The organism is Vibrio chagasii, from assembly GCA_041879415.1.
Classification (GTDB): Bacteria; Pseudomonadota; Gammaproteobacteria; order Enterobacterales; family Vibrionaceae; genus Vibrio.
Genome location: CP090853.1, coordinates 100,462 through 123,484, shown reverse-complemented (window position 1 = coordinate 123,484; position 23,023 = coordinate 100,462). Strand labels below are relative to the sequence as shown.

General features: G+C 46.0%; 19 protein-coding genes. 13 read left to right on the top strand and 6 right to left on the bottom strand.

What is annotated here, in order from left to right; translation table 11 throughout:
• Positions 1-73: 73 nt before the first annotated feature.
• The 11 genes from L0991_22775 (at position 74) to L0991_22725 (ending at position 14,406) form a co-directional block, all read left to right on the top strand.
• Entirely contained in the window at positions 74-1,582 is a 1,509-nt protein-coding gene (locus tag L0991_22775; protein ID XGB65604.1) for an AAA family ATPase, read from the top strand.
• A gap of 69 nt (positions 1,583-1,651) precedes the next feature.
• Positions 1,652-2,497, top strand: coding sequence for a Dam family site-specific DNA-(adenine-N6)-methyltransferase (locus tag L0991_22770; GenBank protein ID XGB65603.1), 846 nt, complete (start codon positions 1,652-1,654; stop codon positions 2,495-2,497).
• Between the two features lie 185 nt (positions 2,498-2,682).
• Complete coding sequence (rpe, locus tag L0991_22765) at positions 2,683-3,357, top strand: ribulose-phosphate 3-epimerase (protein XGB65602.1); 675 nt, start codon at positions 2,683-2,685, stop codon at positions 3,355-3,357.
• 120 nt (positions 3,358-3,477) lie between these two features.
• A complete protein-coding gene (locus L0991_22760) occupies positions 3,478-4,164 on the top strand; it encodes a phosphoglycolate phosphatase (protein ID XGB65601.1) in 687 nt (228 codons plus the stop codon).
• A 151-nt stretch (positions 4,165-4,315) separates the two neighbouring features.
• On the top strand, positions 4,316-5,332 hold the full coding sequence (gene trpS / locus L0991_22755) for a tryptophan--tRNA ligase (protein XGB65600.1): 1,017 nt from the start codon (positions 4,316-4,318) through the stop codon (positions 5,330-5,332).
• A 384-nt stretch (positions 5,333-5,716) separates the two neighbouring features.
• On the top strand, positions 5,717-8,311 hold the full coding sequence (locus L0991_22750) for an ExeM/NucH family extracellular endonuclease (protein ID XGB65599.1): 2,595 nt from the start codon (positions 5,717-5,719) through the stop codon (positions 8,309-8,311).
• Positions 8,312-8,520: 209 nt separating this feature from the next.
• On the top strand, positions 8,521-9,099 hold the full coding sequence (locus L0991_22745; GenBank protein ID XGB65598.1) for an aminodeoxychorismate/anthranilate synthase component II: 579 nt from the start codon (positions 8,521-8,523) through the stop codon (positions 9,097-9,099).
• A 464-nt stretch (positions 9,100-9,563) separates the two neighbouring features.
• Positions 9,564-10,775, top strand: coding sequence for an aspartate aminotransferase family protein (locus L0991_22740; GenBank protein XGB65597.1), 1,212 nt, complete (start codon positions 9,564-9,566; stop codon positions 10,773-10,775).
• Between the two features lie 107 nt (positions 10,776-10,882).
• Positions 10,883-11,902: an arginine N-succinyltransferase gene (gene astA, locus L0991_22735; GenBank protein ID XGB65596.1), complete on the top strand. Its 1,020-nt coding sequence runs from the start codon at positions 10,883-10,885 to the stop codon at positions 11,900-11,902.
• Between the two features lie 39 nt (positions 11,903-11,941).
• Positions 11,942-13,399: a succinylglutamate-semialdehyde dehydrogenase gene (astD, locus tag L0991_22730; protein ID XGB65595.1), complete on the top strand. Its 1,458-nt coding sequence runs from the start codon at positions 11,942-11,944 to the stop codon at positions 13,397-13,399.
• 215 nt (positions 13,400-13,614) lie between these two features.
• Positions 13,615-14,406: a DUF1338 domain-containing protein gene (locus L0991_22725; GenBank protein ID XGB65594.1), complete on the top strand. Its 792-nt coding sequence runs from the start codon at positions 13,615-13,617 to the stop codon at positions 14,404-14,406.
• Positions 14,407-14,581: 175 nt separating this feature from the next.
• Here the strand turns inward: L0991_22725 and crp are convergent, their stop codons facing one another.
• The 6 genes from crp to L0991_22695 form a co-directional block, all read right to left on the bottom strand.
• Positions 14,582-15,214, bottom strand: a complete 633-nt coding sequence (crp, locus tag L0991_22720; protein ID XGB65593.1) for a cAMP-activated global transcriptional regulator CRP — start codon at positions 15,212-15,214, stop codon at positions 14,582-14,584.
• Between the two features lie 240 nt (positions 15,215-15,454).
• Positions 15,455-16,324: a phosphoribulokinase gene (locus L0991_22715; protein ID XGB65592.1), complete on the bottom strand. Its 870-nt coding sequence runs from the start codon at positions 16,322-16,324 to the stop codon at positions 15,455-15,457.
• A 77-nt stretch (positions 16,325-16,401) separates the two neighbouring features.
• Positions 16,402-16,614, bottom strand: a complete 213-nt coding sequence (locus L0991_22710) for a YheU family protein (GenBank protein XGB65591.1) — start codon at positions 16,612-16,614, stop codon at positions 16,402-16,404.
• Between the two features lie 127 nt (positions 16,615-16,741).
• Entirely contained in the window at positions 16,742-17,722 is a 981-nt protein-coding gene (locus tag L0991_22705; protein ID XGB65590.1) for a hydrolase, read from the bottom strand.
• A gap of 270 nt (positions 17,723-17,992) precedes the next feature.
• Positions 17,993-18,463 (bottom strand): TIGR02444 family protein, encoded by a 471-nt coding sequence (locus tag L0991_22700; protein XGB65589.1) that lies wholly within the window; start codon positions 18,461-18,463, stop codon positions 17,993-17,995.
• The gene (locus L0991_22695) at positions 18,460-20,382 is read right to left on the bottom strand and encodes an ABC transporter ATP-binding protein (GenBank protein ID XGB65588.1); all 1,923 of its coding nucleotides are present in this window, start codon (positions 20,380-20,382) and stop codon (positions 18,460-18,462) included. The genes L0991_22700 and L0991_22695 overlap by 4 nt, the downstream gene beginning before the upstream one ends.
• A 171-nt stretch (positions 20,383-20,553) precedes the next feature.
• Between L0991_22695 and kefG the strand changes: the two genes are divergently transcribed.
• Both kefG and kefB read left to right on the top strand, forming a co-directional pair.
• On the top strand, positions 20,554-21,138 hold the full coding sequence (gene kefG / locus L0991_22690; GenBank protein XGB65587.1) for a glutathione-regulated potassium-efflux system ancillary protein KefG: 585 nt from the start codon (positions 20,554-20,556) through the stop codon (positions 21,136-21,138).
• Positions 21,125-22,921 carry a glutathione-regulated potassium-efflux system protein KefB gene (gene kefB, locus L0991_22685; GenBank protein XGB65586.1) on the top strand — a complete coding sequence of 599 codons (1,797 nt, stop codon included), beginning with the start codon at positions 21,125-21,127 and terminating at the stop codon, positions 22,919-22,921. The genes kefG and kefB overlap by 14 nt, the downstream gene beginning before the upstream one ends.
• The last annotated feature ends 102 nt before the right edge of the window (positions 22,922-23,023 follow it).

Sequence of the window (23,023 nt, the reverse complement as noted above, 5' to 3'; positions counted from 1 at the left end):
TTGTGAGGTTGCCTAGTTAAACTCTAGGCAACTGAAGCGTTTTACTGATCGATCTAATCAGTAGGGATCCGCAATGAGTTTGGCTCATGAATTAAGAGTATTAGAGTTAGAGTCTCAAGTTGAGCTGCTAGAGCGCTTACAGCTTTTGACTAACTTTGGTTCAAATCTAGTAACGGTGGCTGGTAAACCTGGCTCTGGCCGTTCTTGGTTAGCACAGCGTTATCTCGAAGCGTGGGCGACAGAAAAAAATCAGTGTTTACTGCTTTGTCATCCAAGCCAAGACGACCAACAACGCCGCGCGCTTATTCTTAGCCAAATTGTTTCTGATCCGCTATTTAATCAACATGACTCCTTATCTGATAGCCTAGCAAGGTTGCTGGATGGTGAGCCGTGTAGTGTGGTTATCGTTGTCGATGATGCCCACCGACTCTCTGAGCTATTGGTATCCGAACTATGGATGTTGGTACTGGAAGCTCAAGCTAATCCCCAATGGACGATCAATGTCGTTCTTTTCTCAGAAATTGGTCACCTAGATACCTTACTCACACGTCTAAGTTACGGCCAACAACACAAGCCTATCGATCTTGAGATCGATGACCTTTCGCAACCAGAAGCTGAACATTTCTTTGAATCACTGGTGATTCGATATGTGGATGATGAGTCTGAAACTCGTGTGCGACGTGCGTTTAACAAAGCGCAACCTCTGCCTGGCGAGTTAATGGCTTTAGGAGAATTGAAAGTGGAAAAAAGGATTATTATTCGCTCAATCATTGGCTCACCAATCAATATCGCGATTGTGGTAGCCCTGTTGCTGTTGTTAATTGGTGGTGGTTATTGGTGGATGTTCAGCCAACCGACCCCGGATGACAAAGCGCAATCTCTGATCGCACCAATCGAGCAGACTGCTATTCCAACCTTTGAAGTGGACAGTGGCTCAGAACAAGCTGGTGTTGAGGGAGTGGTAGACACTGAAACGTCAACTGACATCAGTTATCAAGGCGCTGATGATGACAGTTCATCTTTGCCACCGGTTGTAGTGGAAGAGACGGCTAGCGTAGGTGAGGTTGAGCAAGACCAACAGCGTGTCGTGATTACTTCGGATGTGGTTGATGCTCTACTGGATGATAAAGCTCAGAGTGCTGATACCAGCGCCATTGATGCTGCGGTTGAAGAGAACACTCAAGTAGAGGCTAATTCACAGGCTGACGCTGAAGCGGTTGCTCCAGCTGATGAAGAGTCTGACTTAACTGAATCAACGCCTCCGACTAAGAAGATCACCTTCTCGTTTGCTCGAGAGGAGCTACAAGCTATCTCGCCACGAGCGTACACCTTACAGCTGAGTGCGATGACTTCACTGGAGGATGTGCAATCTTTCATCGAAGAATACGACCTAGAGAACAAGGTTCGTATTTACCCAACTCTGCGTAGCGATACCAAGTGGTTTATTATCACTTACCAAGATTACCCGACGATTCAGGTGGCGCGAGATGCGGTAAGTACACTCTCGAAACCACTTCAACAGTTAGAACCTTGGGCAAAATCGATGAATCAGGTGCATCGAGAGATAGAACGTGCGAAATAACCCTGAGCTTAGTCTCAAAATATGTTACATTCCGCAGCCGTATTTTTGTGTTGATAGATAGAGCAGTAAATGAAAAAGCAGCGTGCCTTTCTAAAATGGGCTGGTGGTAAATATGGCCTAGTTGAAGACATCCAACGTCACCTGCCACCTGCTCGTAAATTGGTAGAACCATTTGTTGGTGCTGGTTCTGTGTTTTTGAACACGGACTACGAACAGTACCTACTGGCTGATATCAATCCCGATCTTATCAACCTGTACAACCTACTTAAAACCGACCCTGAGACCTACATTGCGGAAGCAAAGCGTTGGTTCTGCCCTGAGAACAACCGCAAAGAAGCCTTCTTAGATATTCGAGCTCAGTTCAACGATACTGACAATGTTATGTATCGCTCACTTGCTTTCTTGTACATGAACCGATTTGGCTTCAATGGCCTGTGTCGCTACAACAAGAAAGGCGGTTTTAACGTTCCGTTTGGTTCTTACAAAAAACCTTACTTCCCAGAAGCCGAGCTGGAGTTTTTTGCTGAGAAAGCGAAAAAGGCCACCTTCGTGTGTGAGGGATACCATGAGACCTTTAGCCGTGCCCGTAAAGGTTGCGTGGTTTACTGCGATCCTCCGTACGCACCGCTCTCAAATACCGCTAACTTTACCTCTTACGCAGGTAATGGCTTCAGCTTAGATGATCAAGCAGCACTGGCTGACGTTGCTGAAAAAGCGGCGACTGAACGCGGCATCCCTGTTTTGATTTCTAACCACGACACGACATTAACGCGTCGCTTGTATCATGGTGCAGAGTTGAACGTAGTGAAGGTTAAACGCACCATCAGCCGAAATGGCGCTGGTCGTAATAAAGTGGATGAGCTACTCGCACTGTTTCATCAAGATAAAAACCAGCAACACGCTGCAGCAGAATAACCTCGAACACCTCAAATTGAGTGACCAACAGGTACTTTCTTAAACTAATCTTTCGAACTGCTAGGATCTGCCTAGGTGCTTAGGTAGAATTGCACACCAAATAGTCTTGGGGTTGAATCTTGTATGCGTATGAGGTGCCACCAAGGCGGTGAACTCGCAATTTACTTACTCTTAAGAGGTTTGGTATGAAAGATTTTCTAATCGCTCCATCAATTTTGTCTGCAGATTTTGCTCGTCTTGGTGAAGACGTTGAAAAAGTACTCGCAGCCGGTGCCGACGTTGTGCACTTTGATGTGATGGATAACCACTACGTACCTAACCTGACTTTTGGCGCGCCTATCTGTAAAGCACTGCGTGACTACGGTATTACTGCTCCAATCGATGTTCACCTAATGGTGAAGCCAGTTGATAACATCGTGCCTGAGTTTGCAAAAGCTGGCGCATCGATGATTACCTTCCACGTAGAAGCATCAGAGCACATCGATCGCACTCTACAATTGATCAAAGAGCACGGCTGTAAAGCGGGCGTGGTTCTAAACCCTGCAACACCACTATCTTGCCTAGATTACATCATGGACAAAGTAGACATGATTCTATTGATGTCTGTGAACCCAGGTTTCGGCGGTCAATCTTTCATTCCTCACACGCTTGATAAGCTGCGCGCGGTTCGTAAGCTGATTGACGAGTCTGGTCGTGATATTCGCCTAGAGATCGACGGTGGTGTAAAGGTTGATAACATTCGTGAAATCGCAGAAGCGGGCGCAGATATGTTCGTTGCTGGTTCAGCTATCTTCAATCAACCAGATTATAAAGAAGTGATTGATGAGATGCGTGCAGAGCTTGCAAAAGTAAACGCATAAAAGTAGAACTAGGGTCAGTTGACCTAAAATCAAAAAATTTAGATTAAGGGGGCTGATTGGCCCCTTTTTTACGTCTTATTGCTCAACATATGAGACGAATATAATTAATAGGAAAGTAAGATGTCATTAAGCTCAATAAAACTGATCGCCTTTGATTTGGATGGAACCTTGTTAGACAGCGTGCCTGATTTGGCAGTAGCTGCTGACCAAGCTTGTCAGGAGTTAGGCTTCCCTTCAGTGAGTGAAGAGCAAGTTCGTGACTATGTAGGTAATGGTGCTGACGTGCTTATCGGTCGTTCACTAAGCCGCAACCTAACGGTGGATCCAAGCTTAGAACCCGAGCTGCTGAAAAAAGCGCGTATCTTGTTCGATGATTTCTACGAACAGGGCGGTCATAAGCTGAGCCACCTTTACCCATCAGTAAAAGAGACGTTGGCAGAGCTGCACCAAGCTGGCTTTACTATGGCATTAGTAACCAACAAGCCATCGAAGTTTGTGCCAGACGTACTAGCGCAACACGGCATCGATAAGTACTTTGTAGATGTACTTGGCGGTGACTCTTTCCCAGAGAAAAAACCGAACCCAGTAGCGCTAAACTGGTTGCTAGAAAAGCACAATGTGAAAGCAGAAGAGATGCTAATGGTTGGTGATTCAAGCAACGACATTAAAGCGGCAAAGAACGCGGGTTGTCACTCATTTGGCCTGACTTACGGCTACAATCACGGTGAGCCTATTTCAGCATCAAACCCTGACTATGTGGCAGATAATGTCGCGCAATTGCTCGACGTCGTTCTAGTTTCTGCATAAAGCGGACAAAAGTTAGCTAACCCACTAGCAAAATACTTATCAATGAGTACACTGGATGAGCCGCGCAGAAAGAGCTGTGCGGCTTTTCTATATTTAAGTTAAGAAGCTAAGCCATCAATTGACTTAGCGAATAAGCAAAGGAATTAAAACCATGAGCAAGCCCATCGTATTGAGTGGTGTTCAACCATCTGGTGAACTAAGTATCGGTAACTACTTGGGTGCTCTACGTCAATGGCAACAGATGCAAGATGACTACGATTGCCAATACTGTGTGGTAGACCTTCACGCAATTACGGTTCGCCAAGATCCGAAAGCACTGCATGAAGCGACTCTAGACGCACTAGCTATCTGTCTTGCTGTCGGTGTTGATCCAAAGAAGAGCACGCTATTTGTTCAGTCTCACGTACCAGAGCATGCTCAACTTGGTTGGCTTCTTAACTGTTACACACAAATGGGTGAACTGAGCCGTATGACTCAGTTTAAAGACAAGTCTGCGCGTCACTCAAACGACGTGAACGTAGGTCTGTTTGATTACCCTGTACTGATGGCTGCGGACATTCTGCTTTACGGTGCTCACCAAGTACCTGTAGGTAGCGACCAGAAACAACACCTAGAGTTAGCGCGTGATATCGCAACTCGCTTCAACAACATCTACTCGCCAGAGCAACCAATCTTCGAAGTGCCAGAACCGTACATCCCAACAGTGAATGCACGTGTAATGAGCCTACAAGATGCGACGAAGAAGATGTCTAAGTCGGACGACAACCGCAAGAACGTAATTACTCTGCTAGAAGAGCCTAAGTCGATCATTAAGAAGATCAACAAAGCGCAAACGGATGCAGAAACACCACCACGCATTGCCCATGATTGGGAAAACAAAGCGGGTATCTCTAACCTGATGGGCCTTTACTCGGCAGCAACAGGTAAAACATTCGAAGAGATTGAAGCGCAGTACCAAGGCGTTGAAATGTACGGCCCGTTCAAGAAAGATGTGGGTGCAGCGATTGTTGAGATGCTTGAGCCGATTCAAGCGGAATACCACCGTATCCGTGCTGACCGTGCCTACATGGACGCAGTAATGAAAGCGGGTGCAGAAAAAGCTTCTGAGCGCGCAGCAGTAACGCTGAAGAAAGCATACGAAGCAGTAGGTTTTGTAACTCGCCCATAGGGTGACTCAACACCTTCCGCTGTAAAATCTAAGCCCAAAGTAACTGCGTTTAATTTGGGCTTTTTAGTGCCCGCTAGTTAAGGCTTCCCAATAATCGTGCTGTTTTAATTGATGATTTACGCATGTAATGGCTAACACATCTGTAACATCTGTGTTGTGCAGGATATCTTATTAAATGAGTTTTGGTTTTATAAATTTTTACTCATTTCTATTTGTGTTGGAAATATATTGCGTGCCAAACAATTGATGATTCCAAAGTGATAAGTTCCTCATTTTCTTGCCAACTGACTTATTCCTTTCATAAATAAACCTGATAGTTACCACAAAATACATGACTGCCCATAGATGGCAGTAATTATAAATCGATGAACTCAGGTGAAACGGATGGCTCTTTTACACAAACCTTCATTGCTAGCAGTGGCAATTGGTAGCTTGTTAACCACAAGCGCACACGCTGATTTGTTTATTTCACAATACGTGGAAGGCGGCAGCTATAACAAAGCGGTTGAGATCGCCAATAACAGCGACAGCAGCATTAATTTAGATGGTTATTCACTGGCTAAATCAGCGAATGGCAACGGATCATGGGGAGCCACTTTACCTTTAGATGGCCACGTTTTAGCGCCTGGTGAGGTACTTGTTGTTGCGCATAGCAGTGCAAGCGATGAGATTAAAGCGGTCGCTGACATTCTTAATGCTTCATTGGCTAATCACAATGGTGATGACCCGTTGGCTATCCTGAATGCAGACTCAAGCGTGTTGGACATGGTTGGCGTGATGGGCGATGTCGACTGGGGTAAAGATGTTACCTTAGTTCGTGCTGAGCAAACCCCATCGGCGACGTTTGATGCTTCACAATGGGTATCGCTACCGAAGGACAGTATTGAAGGTCTAGGTTCTCTAGATAATGTTGAGCTGCCAGAAGCCTTCGCTTGTACGCAAGACGGTGCTGCTCCAGTATTTACCACCATTCAAGAAATCCAAGGCGAGGGCGCAACATCGCCGTTCATCGATGGCTACCCGTACATCACCGACGATGAGTATTTCGTAAAAGGAGTGGTAAGCGCAGTTACTACCGGCCTAACTAAAGGTTTCTACTTGCAAGCTCTTGAGGATGATTTCAACCCAAGCACTTCTGAAGGTCTATTTGTTCATACCAATCAATCTAGCTCTGAATTAGCTGCAGGCGATGTAGTGTGTGTGAAAGGTAAAGTGCAAGAATACTACAGCCACACTCAGCTTAAAGTTGAAAACAATCAATGGTTAAAGCAAGGCGAGCAGGATGCGCCTGAAGCGACAGCCATTGAAGTATTAGATACAGACGAGAACTTTGCGGCGACACTTGAACGCTATGAAGGCATGTTGGTGAAAACAACCGAAGCACTTGATATGCGTGTGACGCGTACTTTCGGTTATGACTACGCTGGTCGTCGTAACAACATGGTTTTGGCGCATGAGCGTATCAACATGCAACCAAACCAACTTTTCGCAGCGGGTTCTGATGAAGCGAAACAGCAAATGGAAGACAATGCTGATCGTCGTCTTTTCGTAGAAACTGACCAAAAAGCAGGTGATGGACAAGTTCCTTTCTACCCAGACTTTGGCCGTACTGACATCGACCAAGATGGCTCAACGGAAGACTACATCCGTATTGATGACACTATTGTTGGTCTAGAAGGTGTGTTGACCTACAGCTATGGTGAATACCGCCTGATCACGACTAACCAGATCACCGCTGAAAACTTCGTTCGCAACGACCCACGTACCGACAAACCAGATATGGATGAAGGCGACTTACGTATTGCGACCTTTAATGTCCTGAACTACTTCAACTCTCCATTTGGCGGTGATGCGAACCAGCATGGTAATAACCGTGGTGCAAACACCATCACTGAGTTTGAAGTACAGCAAGAGAAGATTGTAAACGCGATTCTTCGCTTGGATGCTGACATCATTGGCTTGATGGAAATTGAGAACAACGGCTTTGGTGAAGGTTCGGCAATTCAACAGCTTGTGAATCAACTGAATGACCGCATTGAGCATAAGAAAGACCGTTACACCTTCGTCGCTGTCGACTCTAATGAAGATGGCGTGACCGACGAAATGGACTCGATCGGCACTGATGTAATTACTACGGGTGTTATCTACCGTAAGAAGGTGGTTAAGCTTAAAGACAGCCGTGTAATCGCGATGCCAAGCCAGCAAGCACCAGAGGTGTTAGACGACTCTGGTAAGGTGATTGAAGATGGTAAGAACTACCAACGTGACTCTCTGGCGCCAACCTTTAAGGTGAAGGGCACCAAAGAGAAACTGACTGTAGCGATTAACCACTTTAAATCGAAAGGTTCTAAGTGTTGGGAAGATGCAGCACCTGTTGAGCAAGGCGGTCAAGGTGGCGTAGATGCCGATAAGCAAGGTTCATGTGAGAACTTCCGTGTTGCAGCGGCGGTTGCACTGGGTGAAGCACTCGATGGCATTGAAGGTCACAAAGTGATTCTGGGTGATATGAACTCGTATGGCATGGAAGATCCAATGCTGGTGCTGACAGATTACTCTGAAGAGAAGTACGGCAAGCAGATCAAAGCGGCGCGTAACACTTACATTAATGGCGTTGAGCAGTTTGGTGATAACGGTGCTGTGATTACTAAGAACTACGGCTATGCTAATGCGGTCGCGCAGAAGCATCCAGACAGCTGGAGCTACTCATACAATGATGAAGTGGGTGCGTTAGACCACTTATTGGTGAGCGAGAGCTTAAAAGACATGGTGGTGGATGCGACCGATTGGCATATCAATGGTGGTGAATCGACGCTGTTTGACTACAACGAAGAGTACAAAGGCGACCTACCTAAGTACCAAGACCACTTCCGCTCATCGGATCATGATCCAGCGGTTCTTGAGCTAAAAGTCGGTGGTTCGTTTGGTTTTGGCGCGTTAATGTCGCTGTTTGGTCTAGCGATGTGGCGTCGTCGTAAGTAGTAAGCAAATCAGCTTTACTGCTAACGGTGACAGTGAGTACACGTCACCGAATGCGGGTAATTGACAGTTATCTGTAAACAATTAAGGTCAACTTAGGTTGGCCTTAATTATTGGTGAAATGCAGTTTCCACTTGCCTTTCGCTATGGGTATTGCACAATACCGCCCCTATATCTCCCAATCATTTAGTATTTAGCAAACGATTTCACCCATGTTACTTATCATCGATAACTACGACTCTTTTACCTATAACTTATATCAGTATTTCTGTGAGTTAGGGGTAACTGTAAAAGTTGTACGCAACGATGAAATTGATATTGCGGGTATTGAAGCGCTGAATCCTAGTCACCTTGTGATCTCCCCGGGGCCTTGTACACCCGATGATGCGGGTATCTCTCTACAAGTCATAGAACACTTCGTTGGCAAGTTGCCGATCTTAGGTGTGTGTCTTGGCCATCAAGCCATTGCTCAAGTGTTTGGCGGTGAAGTAGTGAGAGCAAGACAAGTGATGCACGGTAAAACTTCACCGATACGCCACAATGGTAAGAGTGTTTTCCAAGGGATGAATAACCCACTAACCGTCACGCGTTACCACTCCCTTGTGGTGAAAAACGGCACACTACCAGATTGCTTTGAACTGACTTCTTGGACAGAGCTTGAAGATGGCAGTATGGATGAGATCATGGGCTATCAACACAAAACCTTGCCAATTGATGCGGTTCAGTTCCACCCTGAATCGATTAAAACAGAGCAAGGGCACCAACTTCTGGCTAACTTTTTAGCACGTTAAGTGTTTAAAGCAGGCGTTTTACTCTCCTAAATAGGTGAGTTTAACCTGCGAACTCCCTCGTTATACGTTTTAATTCGAGTTTTACCGAGCTCGATCCTTCTGACGCTGATCACTTTTTATAACATTTCTTCCTCATCAGGCTAAGTTTTTAGCCTATGCAAAGTTATTCGCCGTATTTCCTTTTGAACCCAATATACCGCTGTGCCCGTAAGGCTTTGCCTTTGCAGGATAGGCGTATACGTAAAAAAAGCTTCATAAAACAGGTTGATTGATGCATAAATAGTCATAGGTAGTGAGGTTTAGCTGGTTGTGAGGGATGGCTAAAGAATAATCTACTATTGAAAACGTTAATTAAATGTAAATATAATGCTGCAGCGGGATTGTAGCGAGACAAAATTTTTTCGTCTCACTTATGAATCATTACGCTTATTTGCGAAGCTTGCGGTATCGAGAAGGAATGTACGATGACAGTGGAAAATAATGTAGAACGTAGTCTGTTTAATGAGGTGATGGTGCCTTGTTATAACCCAATGGAAATGATCCCGGTAAAAGGGGAAGGCGCACGCGTATGGGACCAACAAGGCCGAGAGTATATCGACTTTGCTGGTGGTATTGCTGTGAGCTGTTTGGGTCACTGTCACCCTGCAATGGTGAATGCCGTTACTGAGCAAGCAAACAAGATTTGGCACCTAAGTAATGTAATGACTAACGAACCTGCACTGCGTTTAGCGAAGAAGCTAACTGACGTATGTTTTGCAGAAAAAGTATTCTTTGCGAACTCTGGCGCAGAAGCGAATGAGGCAGCACTTAAGCTAGCTCGTCGTTGGGCAGCAGATGTTCACGGTCCTGAGAAATCTGAAATCATTGCATTCAAACAAGGTTTCCACGGTCGTACTTTCTTTACTGTAACCGTTGGTGGTCAAGAGGCTTACTCTGATGGCTTCGGTCCAAAACCTGGCGATGTAACTCACCTGCCTTACAACGATATTGCGGCTCTAGAAGCGCATATCTCTGATCGCACTTGTGCAATCATGATGGAACCTCTGCAAGGCGAGGGCGGTATCATTTCTCCAACGGCTGAATTCGTTAATACGGTTCGTGAACTGTGTGACAAACACAATGCACTGCTGATTTTTGATGAAGTACAAACAGGTAACGGCCGTACTGGTGATTTCTATGCTTACCAAGGTCTAGGTGTAACACCAGACATCCTAAGCACGGCTAAGTCACTAGGTGGCGGTTTCCCTATCGGCGCAATGCTAACGACATCTGAACTGGCAACACACCTTAAGGTTGGTACGCACGGTTCTACTTACGGTGGTAACCCACTGGCGTGTGCGGTAGCAGAAGCTGTAGTTGACGTAGTTAGTCAACCTGAAACTCTGGCTGGCGTGAAAGAGCGCGAAGCGCTATTCCGTGATGGTCTAACTAAGATTAACGATAAATACCAAATTTTCAGTGAGATTCGTGGTAAAGGCCTACTGTTGGGTGCTGCACTAAATGACGAATGGCAAGGACGTGCGCGCGACGTATTGGTAGCAGCAGGCGAGCAAGGTCTGATGGTACTGGTTGCGGGTGCAAACGTGGTTCGTTTTACTCCATCACTGGTTATCACTAAACAAGAAATTGAAGAAGGCTTATCAAAACTAGACAAAGCAATCGCTACGCTAGTTTAGCCTGAGCGGCGTCATAGGAATGGTCGCCACTAGAGCGATCCCATGACGTACTGCTAAAGGCCCAAGCTTCTGGTTTTGGGCCTATTTTGCATCTGGAGGGAATATTGATGCTAGTTGTTCGCCCAATAAAACTGTCTGATTACGATGCGCTGCACACCTGTGCAGTTGAATCAGGTCATGGATTCACATCTCTTCCGGTTAACGAAGAATTGTTAACTAACCGAATTACCCACTCTGAATACAGCTTTGCGAAAGCAGACGTGATTGAACCTGGTGATGAAGGCTACCTAATGGTGGGTTTCGACGCTGAAACAGGTGAAGTCGCTGGTACAACAGGTATCGAAGCTTCGATTGGCTGGGACGTGCCTTTTTACTCGTACCACATCAGTAAAGTGGTTCACTCTTCACAACGCCTTAAAGTCAATAACGTGGTTAAGCTGTTGACGTTTGGTAATAACTACACAGGTTGCAGCGAAATTTGTACGTTGTTCTTACGTCCTGATTACCGCAAAGGCTTGAACGGTCGACTGATGTCTAAGTGTCGTTTCCTACTGATGGCTGAGCACCCAGAGCGTTTCTCGAAAACGATCTTTGCTGAGATGCGTGGTGTATCAGATGCAGAAGGCAACTCGCCATTCTGGAAATGGTTGCAAGAGCACTTCTTCTCGATTGATTTCACACTCGCCGATTACCTAACGGGTATTGGTAAGAAAGGCTTCATCGCGGATCTTATGCCGAAGCTGCCAATCTATGTAAACCTATTGAGTGAAGAAGCTCAGGCGGTGATTGGTCAAGTGCACGACAACACTCGCCCAGCATTGAAACTGCTGGAACGTGAAGGTTTCACTAATCGTGGTTACGTCGACATCTTTGATGCGGGACCAACGGTTGAGTGTGATTTAAGAAACATCGAATCTGTGCGTCACTCCGTTCGAGCACAGGTTCAAATTGCAGAGCACTCTAGCTCTAAAGACTTCCTAATTGGTAATACCTCGTTTGAAAACTTCCGCGCAGTAGCCGCGAAAGGTGCGTATGACCAAGCAAGCGACACAGTGATTTTATCATCTGAAGTAGCAAGCGCTCTTGAAGTGAAAGAAGGCGATTTCGTTCGCATGCTGGCTCAATAAGAGCGGCGATTATCTGTCGAAGATTTTAAGGATAGAAGTATGACTCAGTGGATAGCAGGACAATGGGTGGCAGGTCAAGGTGACGCCATGACATCAGTAAGCCCATACAACAACGAAGTAGTGTGGCAGGGTGATAGTGCAACACCTGCACAGGTTGAATCTGCAGTGACAGCAGCTCGCGAAGCGTTTCTAGTTTGGAAAAAACTGAGCTTTGCTGAGCGTGAAGCGATCGTGTTGAAGTTCGCGGAAAAGGTAAAAGAGAACAGCGAAGAGATCGCGCAAATTATCGCAAAAGAGACGGGTAAACCTATTTGGGAAACTCGCACTGAAGCAGGCGCAATGGCGGGCAAGATCGCCATCTCTATTCGTGCTTATCACGACCGTACTGGTGAAGCATCACGTGAAGCAGCGGGTAACCAAATTGTACTCCGTCACCGTCCGTTGGGCGTGATGGCGGTGTTTGGTCCTTACAACTTCCCGGGCCACCTACCTAATGGTCATATTGTTCCTGCATTGCTAGCGGGTAACACTGTGGTATTCAAACCTTCAGAGCAGACACCTTGGACAGGTGAATTTGCGATGAAGCTATGGCAAGAAGCGGGTCTTCCTGCTGGTGTAATCAACCTAGTGCAGGGTGCTAAAGAGACAGGTATCGCATTAGCGGATGCTAAAGGTCTTGATGGTGTGCTGTTCACGGGTAGTGCTAATACGGGTCACATCCTTCACCGTCAATTCGCGGGTCAACCGGGCAAGATGCTGGCACTAGAGATGGGTGGTAATAACCCTATGGTGATCAGTGACCAATACGGTGATGCAGACGCAACGGTATACACCATTATTCAATCAGCGTTCATCAGTGCTGGTCAACGTTGTACATGTGCTCGTCGCCTGTATGTTCCTGTTGGCGAGAAGGGTGATCTGCTACTCGAAAAACTGGTCGCAGCGACGCAAAAGATTCGTGTTGATCAGCCATTCGCAGAACCAGCTCCTTTCATGGGACCGCAAATCTCTGAAGCTGCAGCTAAGTTTATTCTAGAGGCACAAGCTAACCTGCAATCTCTAGGTGGTATCAGCCTAGTGGAGGCAAAAGCGGGCGAAGCAGCATTTGTTTCTCCAGGCATTATCGATGCAACCAACATTGCTGAGCTACCAGATGAAGAGTACTTCGGCCCATTGCTGCAAGTGGTTCGTTACCAATCGCTAGAGCAAGCGGTTGAGTTAGCTAACGACACTCGCTTTGGTCTGTCTGCAGGCCTGGTCTCAACCGACGATGCTGAGTGGGAATACTTCGTTGACCATATTCGCGCGGGTATTGTTAACCGTAACCGTCAGCTAACAGGCGCAAGTGGTGATGCACCATTTGGTGGCCCGGGTGCGTCAGGTAACCTACGTCCAAGTGCTTACTACGCAGCGGACTACTGTGCTTACCCAATGGCTTCAATGGAAGGTGGTGAAACTCAGCTGCCAGCAACATTTAGCCCAGGTATCGAGCTGTAGTTTAGGTTGATATTAAGCTCAGGCTTATTCGATAGTTATGAGATAGGGGAGCGGCGTATCGCTTCCTTATTTTAACCACGCTCAGCATCAAGGTTGGGCGGCAGATAATAATAGAACAAGTATGTCACAGGCTGATGGCTGCTGACTTTGTGTCTCAGTCTCTCCCTTTCTAATCCAAATTACTAGCTTGCTAGAACCTCTGACAAGGAGTCACCATGACGCCCGATCTACTCTTTAAATCACTATGGGACGATTACATTCACAGACTTTGCCCGTCGGCAGAGAAAGTACATCACTTGCTAAAAGAAGATGAAGCGCTGATCAATGATCACATTGCACTGCGTACTTTTAATGTTGCCCCTCTAGGTATTGAAACATTAGCTAAGCCATTCCTTGAGCTGGGTTACAAAGCATGTGGTGATTACTTGTTTGAAAGTAAGAAGCTAGTGGCTAAACACTACGAACATCCAGATCCAAAACAACCGAAAGTGTTTATTAGTGAGTTGAAGGTAGAAGAGTGTTCTAGTGAATTACAGCAGATCGTTGCCAAATTGGTTGAGCAGGTTGATGCAAGTAAGTTAGAGGGACATGAATTCCTATTTGGTGGCCGCCTTTGGGATTTGAGCTTCGCTGATTTCCAACTATTAGCGAAGGAGAGCGAATACGCCTCTTGGTTAGCGGCTCACGGTTACGGTGCCAACCACTTCACGGTTAGTGTCAATCAACTGAACAAGTTCGATGAAGTACAAGCAGTGAATGACTACCTGAGTGATGCTGGCTTTACGATTAACGCATCAGGTGGTGAGGTGAAAGGCTCTCCAGAGGTGTTGTTAGAGCAATCATCAACCATGGCAGACAAAGTGCCAGTGGCATTTGTTGAAGGCAATGAGATGATTCCTGGTGGCTTCTATGAGTTCGCTAAGCGTTATGCGATGGCCAATGGTGAGCTTTATACTGGTTTTGTTGCTGCATCGGCGGACAAGATCTTCGAAAGCACCAACGGTTAACGAAAGATACGAGCAAGGGCTTTGCCTTAGGGAAGCGGGTACGCTTCGCTTCGAGAATGTTTACAAGGCGAGAGCCTCATGTGTTCCATTCGTATCTCGTATCTTCTCTCAATAAAGAAAAAGCCACCAAATTCGCATTTGGTGGCTTTCATATTTTTGACTCAGTTAATCGAAATTAACGAGTGCCGTATACCACGATAGTCTTACCGTGTGCAGAAATTAGGTTCTGCTCTTCTAGCATCTTCAAGATACGACCTACTGTCTCACGAGAACAACCAACGATTTGGCCAATCTCTTGACGAGTGATCTTGATTTGCATGCCGTCAGGGTGAGTCATTGCATCTGGCTGTTTCGCTAGGTTTAGTAGCGTTTGAGCGATACGACCTGTAACGTCAAGGAACGCTAAGTCACCAACCTTTTGGCTAGTTACTTGTAGGCGGCTTGCCATTTGCGCTGAAAGACGCATTAGGATGTCTGGGTTCACTTGGATAAGTTGACGGAACTTCTTGAAAGAAATTTCAGCTACTTCACAAGGAGATTTAGCACGAACCCAAGCTGTACGCTCTTGGTCTTCTTCGAACAAGCCTAGCTCACCGATGAAGTCGCCTTGGTTTAGGTAAGAAAGAATCATTTCCTTACCTTCTTCGTCTTTAATAAGAACTGCCACAGAACCTTTAACGATGTAGTACAAGGTCTCTGCCTTTTCACCAGCATGGATCAAAGTACTTTTTGAAGGGTACTTATGAATATGACAGTGTGAAAGGAACCACTCTAATGTTGGATCGGTTTGAGGTTTACCTAGAACCATAATATCTCACTTCCTCTGCAGGGTATGCTTGCCGCTTTCCGTATTTTAGCTAAGCCTGAATTGACTTCTTAGGATAAGAGCACTCGATGAGCGCTGCAAGCTATCTTGTGTTTCGTTTAAGAATAGTATCCTTTTTCAGGTACTATTTCTTGATTTTAATCGTGACCAAGCTACGATTTTTTACGCAAAATTGTGCACATGATCACGGTATGAAAAGTAATCAGCCAGAATGTCGTTTTGTTAACCTATTTTCCCGGTTTCGATGAGTTGTTGTAGGATTGGCCTCACAATGAGCTCCATAGCAAAACTCATCTTGCCACCTGGCACCACTAGTGTGTTATGACGAGACATGAATGAGCCATCAATCATCGCCAAAAGGTACGGGAAATCGACGTTTTTGATGCCGCGCAAACGTATAACAACGAAGCTTTCATCTAAACTTGGAATCCCTTTGGCATTAAGTGGGTTTGATGTATCTACGGTTGGGACACGCTGAAAGTTGATATGAGTACGCGAAAATTGCGGGGTAATATAGTTAAGGTAGTCATCCATTGAACGAACAATGGAGTCCATTACTGCTTCGCGTGAGTGGCCACGATCGCGTGTGTCACGAACGAACTTTTGAATCCACTCTAGGTTTACGATAGGAACCATGCCAATCAGCAGGTCGACGTGTTGAGAGACATTAATGTCGCCATCAACCACACCGCCGTGTAGGCCTTCGTAAAACATCACGTCTGAATTTTCAGGGATATCTTGCCATGGCGTAAAGGTGCCTGGCATCTGATTATAAGGCACAGCTTCATCGAACGTATGTAGGTAACTACGTACTTTACCAGTACCTTCATTACCGTATTTACGGAAAAACTCTTCTAATGCTGCGAAGTCGTTGGCTTGTGGGCCGAAGTAGCTGATGTGCTTACCTTGCTCACGTGCCTTGCGGATCTCGACGTCCATTTCTGGTCGAGTGAAGCGGTGAAAACTATCCCCTTCAACCCAAGCAGCCTTCACGTCCATCATATTGAACATTTTTCGGAAGGCTTCTGAGGTAGTGGTGGTGCCGGCTCCTGAAGAACCCGTCACCGCAATAATTGGATGTTTAGCGGACATGACAACCCTTGTCTTATGAGTAACTTACTTGTTAGCAATCGTTTTCCACTATAACACGGCTCTGTGTTAAGCGCAGCTTAGAAGCGTTTTGTGAGCTGGATATCAACGGTTTCGTGCAGTTCGGAAAACACGATATTGGCCTCACCAGAAGCTAATTGATGTTTCACTTGGTCAATCTTGTTTTGTAGAGAGATCTCCACGTCGCCGTAGTCTGTCCCCTCACGCAGTACGAATTCTTTGATGAGGTTTTCCAGCGTATCAGGCTCGATGTCTTTCCATGGGATGATCATAAATACTTCTCTCTTTTATGTTCATTGATATGTTGATGAGTGTGTCTAGTGATGTTTTAGTACAACACCAATTAGGGGCTGCGCAATCTTATCAAGGTTTCACTTATATATTTAGCAGGCTTAACCGTTATGCTGAACCTTGAATACTTTCATAGTAGGCAGGCAGTGCTTCTTCTAACCAAAACCTTGGTTTTAGTGTACTACCAGTAATGAATCCAACATGCCCCCCTTTCTGAAACAAGCGATAATCGATGTTATCTGGCAGCACGAACTTAGGAACCACATCATCGGTCATGAAAGGATCGTCTTTAGCATGGATGATCTGAGTCGGTAGCTTTATCTTATTGAGTTTGGGAAGTGCAGAGCACTGTGCGTAATAGTCTTGAGCGTTCTTGAATCCATGCAGAGGCGCGGTGATTCGTTCATCAAACTCATACAACTTATCAATCTTCTTGATTGTCTCAACGGTGATGTCGAGCTTCTCTTGCAGCAGGTTAATCTTTTTTAGGGCGTTTGATTTGAGAGAGCTGAGCAGGTACTTCTTGTAGAGCTTAGAAAAGCCTTTCTCAATGCGACTCGCGCAACAAGCCAGATCAAACGGAGCTGACACTATGGTTGCCGCTGATAGCAGGGGATCGTCTGAATATTCTGCCAGATAATTCGCCAACATGTTTCCACCTAAAGAGATGCCGACTGCCACCTTAGGGTTATTAGGAAACTGTGCGTGCAGGTGCCTCAGGAAAAAGCGAGCATCTTCAACTTCACCTGAGTGATATGCGCGAGCCAGGCGATTCGGTTTACCGCTACAACCTCTAAAGTGCATCATCACGGACAACCAACCATCCTTCGCAAATGCATTCATCAGCCCGTTGGCATAAGGGCTCTCAAAACTGCCCTCTAATCCGTGAAACAGAATAAAGATAGGTTTGTTGCTCGTCAGTTCATCGTTATCTGGTGATTCACTCCAAGCAAGGTCTAGGAAATCACCATCAGGCGTTTCTAAGGTTTGCCATGTAGGATGGAACAACGCCTGCTTTCTGATAAACCTTGGCACTAAAGTTTGTAAGTGTGGGTTAGATAAACCAGCCGCTGCGGTAAATATGGTCATAAAACAGTCCGTGCTTTTTATGGGCTTTGAAAAGTACTAAGTATTACGATGCGCCCACGTTTTTATTTGAGCTTGGTTGATTCTCGGTGCAAGCGCAAGCCTTTCGCTGAGACTCAATGTAAAAACATGTTGTGAGTAACTGATTGAATATTATCAAACTTGTACGAGCTAGCCTCTGCTTGCTATGAGCACTCGTTTTGTTAGGTGGAGCGAAATATCAATACGAGAGTAAGCTTGTACCGGAACAACTCAAAAGAGAAAGAAAATGAGTTAAGGCTGAGGGGCGGGTTCAGAAAATGCGTCATAGAGGTTTTCTGCCCCGAGTAGACGACAATATTGCAGAGCCAGTGGCGCTTGTTGATTGGTGAAAAGTTGCAGCGAGTTGATACAGTCGACAAGGTCGGATTGCTGCTGCTTCTCAAGTTGCAGTTCAAACTGTAAGGCTTCACGGTAGAGAGAGTCGACAACATGCTCTTTTAGATGCTTACGTAACTCTCGATAACTATGAAGTAGGGTTTCTGAGCGGCTTAAGCACTGCTGTACTTTGTGCCACTCTTCTTCTGCAAAAGACACTTGCTGCTCATCGAGCCATTTGAGGAGCAGCAGTAGATTGACGTTGCCGTGGAACTGGTTTTGCAAAGTTAAGCACGCATCTTTAACACCGCGCACACTGTAATACTGAAGGCTAAATTGCCATAGTCGTTCCAGTGTTAGTGATATTGGGGCGTGCTTTGGGCTCATAAGTTATCCATATCCTGTTCCATCTGCTCAAGCTCTTCTTGAGTGGACATCCAATCTATTTCAACTTCTTCAAGTTGTGACTTACTGCTCGCTTGTAGGGCGAGTACTTCATTCAGTTTAGCCTTATTTTCAGCTTCATACAGTGAAGTGTCGGATAATTGTTGCTCGGCTTCTTCAAGAGCAAGCGTCAGTTTATCCATCTGCTTTTCAAATTGAGTCAGCTTTTTACGGATTGGTGCGGTTAACTTACGGAACTCCGCTTCTTTACGCTTTTGCTCTTTTTTCGCAGCAGCACTGTTGGCACCATCTTTCGCTGGAGCCTGCGCTTGTGCTTCTTTGCGTTCCACTTTTTGCTGTTCGGTTAGCCACTTGTAGTAATCGTTCAGGTCACCGTCAAACGGCGCAACTTGGCGGTCGTGCACAAGGTACAGGTCATCGGTAGTTGCACGAAGTAGGTAACGGTCGTGCGATACGATAACCATCGCGCCTTCAAATGTTTGTAGAGCGAATGTCAGTGCCTGACGCATATCGAGATCCAAGTGGTTGGTTGGTTCATCGAGTAGCAACAGGTTCGGCTTTTGCCATACCAGCAGCGCCAATACTAAACGTGCTTTCTCACCACCTGAGAAAGGAGCCACTTTATCCAGTGCTTTCTCGCCTTGGAAGCCAAAGCTACCTAGATAATCACGCAGCTGTTGTTCGGTGTGTTTAGGCGCAATCTGCATCATGTGTTGCAGTGGTGTCTCTTCTGGGTGCAGCGTTTCTAGTTGATGCTGTGCGAAGTAACCAATCTTAACGCCTTGTGAGTAGCTCAGCTCGCCACCTTGCTGTTTAAGTTCGCCAGAAAGCAGCTTAATAAGTGTCGATTTACCTGCGCCGTTGCGACCCAGTAGACCGATACGGCTACCCGGAACAAGGTTAAGGCGAATCTTCTCTAGGATTAATTTGTCATCGTAACCTGCAGAGACCTCATCCATCATCATGATTGGGTTTGGTAGTGCGTCTGGTTCTCTGAACTCAAAGCTGAATGGGTTATCAAACTGAGCAGGCAGTACTTGTTCCATTTTCTCTAGCGCTTTAATACGACTTTGCGCTTGGCGAGCCTTTGAAGCTTTATAACGGAAACGGTCGATGTAGCTCTGCATGTGAGCCATCTGCTTTTGCTGCTTCTGGTACATCGCCTGTTGCAGAATCAGTTTTTGCGCTCGTTGATTCTCAAACGATGAGTAGTTACCTGTGTACTCATTTAACTTTTGGTTTTCTACGTGCACGATGCGGTTGACGATAGGATCTAAGAAGTCTCTATCGTGCGAGATAAGAATCAGTGTGCCAGGGTAGCTTTGTAGCCAACGCTCTAGCCACATTACCGCATCTAAGTCCAAGTGGTTGGTTGGCTCATCGAGCAGCAGTAAGTCACTGCGGCACAGTAGGGCTTGCGCTAGGTTCAAGCGCATACGCCAACCACCTGAGAATTGGGTCAGGTTCCACGTCATTTGTTCTTGGCTAAAGCCTAGGCCGTCTAGCAATTCTGCTGCGCGAGCCTTAATGCTGTAACCACCAATGGTTTCTATCTTGCCGTGAATCTCTGCAACTAGCGTCCCGTTGTCGGCTACTTCTGCTTTTTGCAGCTGATCTTCAAGGCCACGATATTCACGGTCACCATCAATCACGTACTCAATTGCTGTTCTTTCTAACGCTGGGGTTTCTTGAGCAACCCACGCCATTTCCCAATGAGCAGGTTTGCTGAATGAGCCAGCATCAATCGATAGTTCGTCTTTAATTAAAGCGAACAGCGTCGATTTACCACAGCCGTTTTTACCTACCAAGCCAATCTTGTCGCCAGGGTGAAGAGTCGCAGATGCTTGGTCGAGGAGGGGCTTACCGCCGCGTAGCAATTGAATATCAGAGAAAGTAATCATAGAAATAGCATAGAAATTAGAGATGAACAGACGCCTGCATAGTAGGCTGAAACCAGATAAAAGTCGATCACAATGCAATTTGCGTTATGATGCCAATAACATATTAATAACTTTTGCTTAAATTCTTGTGGCCTTGCCACCGTTTAGCCTTAAAAGGAATGCTTCAAAGGAATGAGTAATACTCCCTCGACAGACAAAGTAGTGCCCAAAGTATTGGTTATCTACGCGCACCCAGAGCCAGAAACCTCTATTGCCAATCAGATGATGGTTAAGAAAATAGAGTCGCTCGGGCACGTTAAAATTCACGATCTCTATGCCATCTATCCTGATTTCTTTATCGATGTGCCGTATGAGCATTCTCTGCTCCTTGAATATGATGTGATTGTGTTCCAACACCCTCTGTTTATGTATTCCTGTCCTTCATTGCTAAAAGAGTGGTTTGACCGGGTCTTGGGTAAAGGCTTTGCGTTTGGTGAGCAAAGTGCATTGAAAGGTAAACACTGGCGTAGCGTTATCACTACGGGTGGTAAAGAAGAGGCGTTTGGAGCAGCAGGCTATAATAAATATCCATTACAAGAGATTTTACAACCTTTCGAACTCACAGCCGCTTTGTGTCAGATGAACTGGATTCCACCTTTGGTTTTACACTGGGCACGAAATGTCTCAGACATGACACGTTATCAACACGCAGAGGCTTATCGAAACTGGTTGCGAGACCCGCTACAAGATATAGGAGCGAACGATGGCTCTGACTAATGATTTTTTGCAAAGTAGCGTTATATTCCTAGCTGCAGCGGTGGTTGCGGTACCTATCGCGCAGCGCGCCGGTTTAGGTTCGGTATTAGGCTATCTATTAGCTGGTGTGGCAATTGGCCCATGGGGACTCGGTTTAATCAGCGATGTAGAAGCGATTCTGCACTTTTCCGAATTCGGGGTGGTGCTGCTGCTCTTCCTGATTGGTTTAGAGCTTAACCCTAAAAAACTGTGGCAGATGCGAGCGCCCATTCTCGGGCTCGGTGGTGCGCAAGTGCTGATTACCACTCTGATTATTACTGCTATCGCCTGTATGTTTGGCTTAACGTGGCAAACAAGCCTAGTAATAGGCATGGGTTTAGCCCTATCTTCGACCGCGATCGCTTTGAGGGTCATTGAAGAGCGAGAGCTTGGTGGTAAGGAAGCAGGCCAGTCAGGTTTTGCAGTACTACTTTTCCAAGATATTGCTGTAATACCTATGTTGGCGATGTTGCCTTTACTTGCAGGTAACACCGGCGGCAGCTGGGCAGACATGTTGTGGATGTTAGGTGGTGTGGTTGGTTTACTAGTCGGTGGACACTTCTTGTTGAGGCCTCTTTTCCGTTATGTGGTAATGAGTGGTGTGCGTGAGTTGTTCACCGTTGCTGCTCTGCTATTGGTGATTGGTATTGCCGTTATCATGCAACAAATTGGCTTGTCGATGGCATTGGGTACTTTCTTAGCGGGCGTACTTCTAGCGGAAAGTGAATACCGACATGAGCTGGAAATCGCGATTGACCCATTTAAAGGACTGTTACTTGGTCTGTTCTTCATCTCAGTCGGTATGGCCGTTAACTTAGGTTTATTAGCCGAAAGCCCGTTTGCAATATTGATCGCTGTTCTAGCGTTGGTCGTACTAAAGGGTTTGGTTTTGTACGCCCTTGCTCGAATGTTTGGTACTCAGGCTAAAGCGCGCAGCCGTATGGCGATGATTCTCAGCCAAGGTGGTGAATTCGCTTTCGTTATCTTCACAGCGGCAAGTGCACAAGGCATCTTGAGTGGTGAGCAAGTGTCATTTTTGCTAGTTGTGGTGAGTCTCTCAATGGTGACCACGCCATTAATGCTTAAGCTGCAAGATAAGTTCTTTGCTCGCCAATTGAATCAAATCAGCGAAAATGCGATGTCTTCGGATGTGGTTGACCGCAGCCCTCGAGTGATTATTGCTGGCTTTGGCCGGTTTGGTCAGATCATCGGTCGTCTGATGTACGCCAATAAGATCCGCATTACGATCTTGGAAAGTGACGCAAGCCAAATCCACATCCTGAGAAAGTTTGGTTACAAGGTATTTTACGGTGATTCCACTCACTTAGAGTTGTTACGCGCAGCGGGGGCAGATAAGGCCGAAGCGATTGTGTTGTGTACTGACTCTCCTGATGAAATCATGAAAACCGTCGACTTGTGTAAGCAGCACTTCCCACGCCTTAAAATCTTGGCACGTGCACGAAGCCGTGTTGAAGCGTACCAATTGCTTAATCACGGGGTAAACAATTACTCGCGTGAAACCTTCCTTGGAGCACTGGACCTTGGCCGTCAAACTCTTACTGAACTTGGCATGCATCCATACAAAGCGAAGCGAGCAGAAGCACATTTTAGGAAGTTGGATAATGGTATGCTGAAAGAATTACTGCCTCAGCATAATGAAGACGCAGAGTTAGCCCAAAGAGCGAAAGAGGCTCGTAAAGAGCTTGAAGAGATCTTTGGACACGAGATGGAGAATGACCACCAATCTCGTAACTATTGGCAATAGCCTCTGTTTAGAGTGAATGGCTCGAGTATCTAATTCATGCTTTGAGCCAAAAGTTATTGCCAAGAGAAACCAAATAATAAACGCGTTCCTATTCGCTTTCAT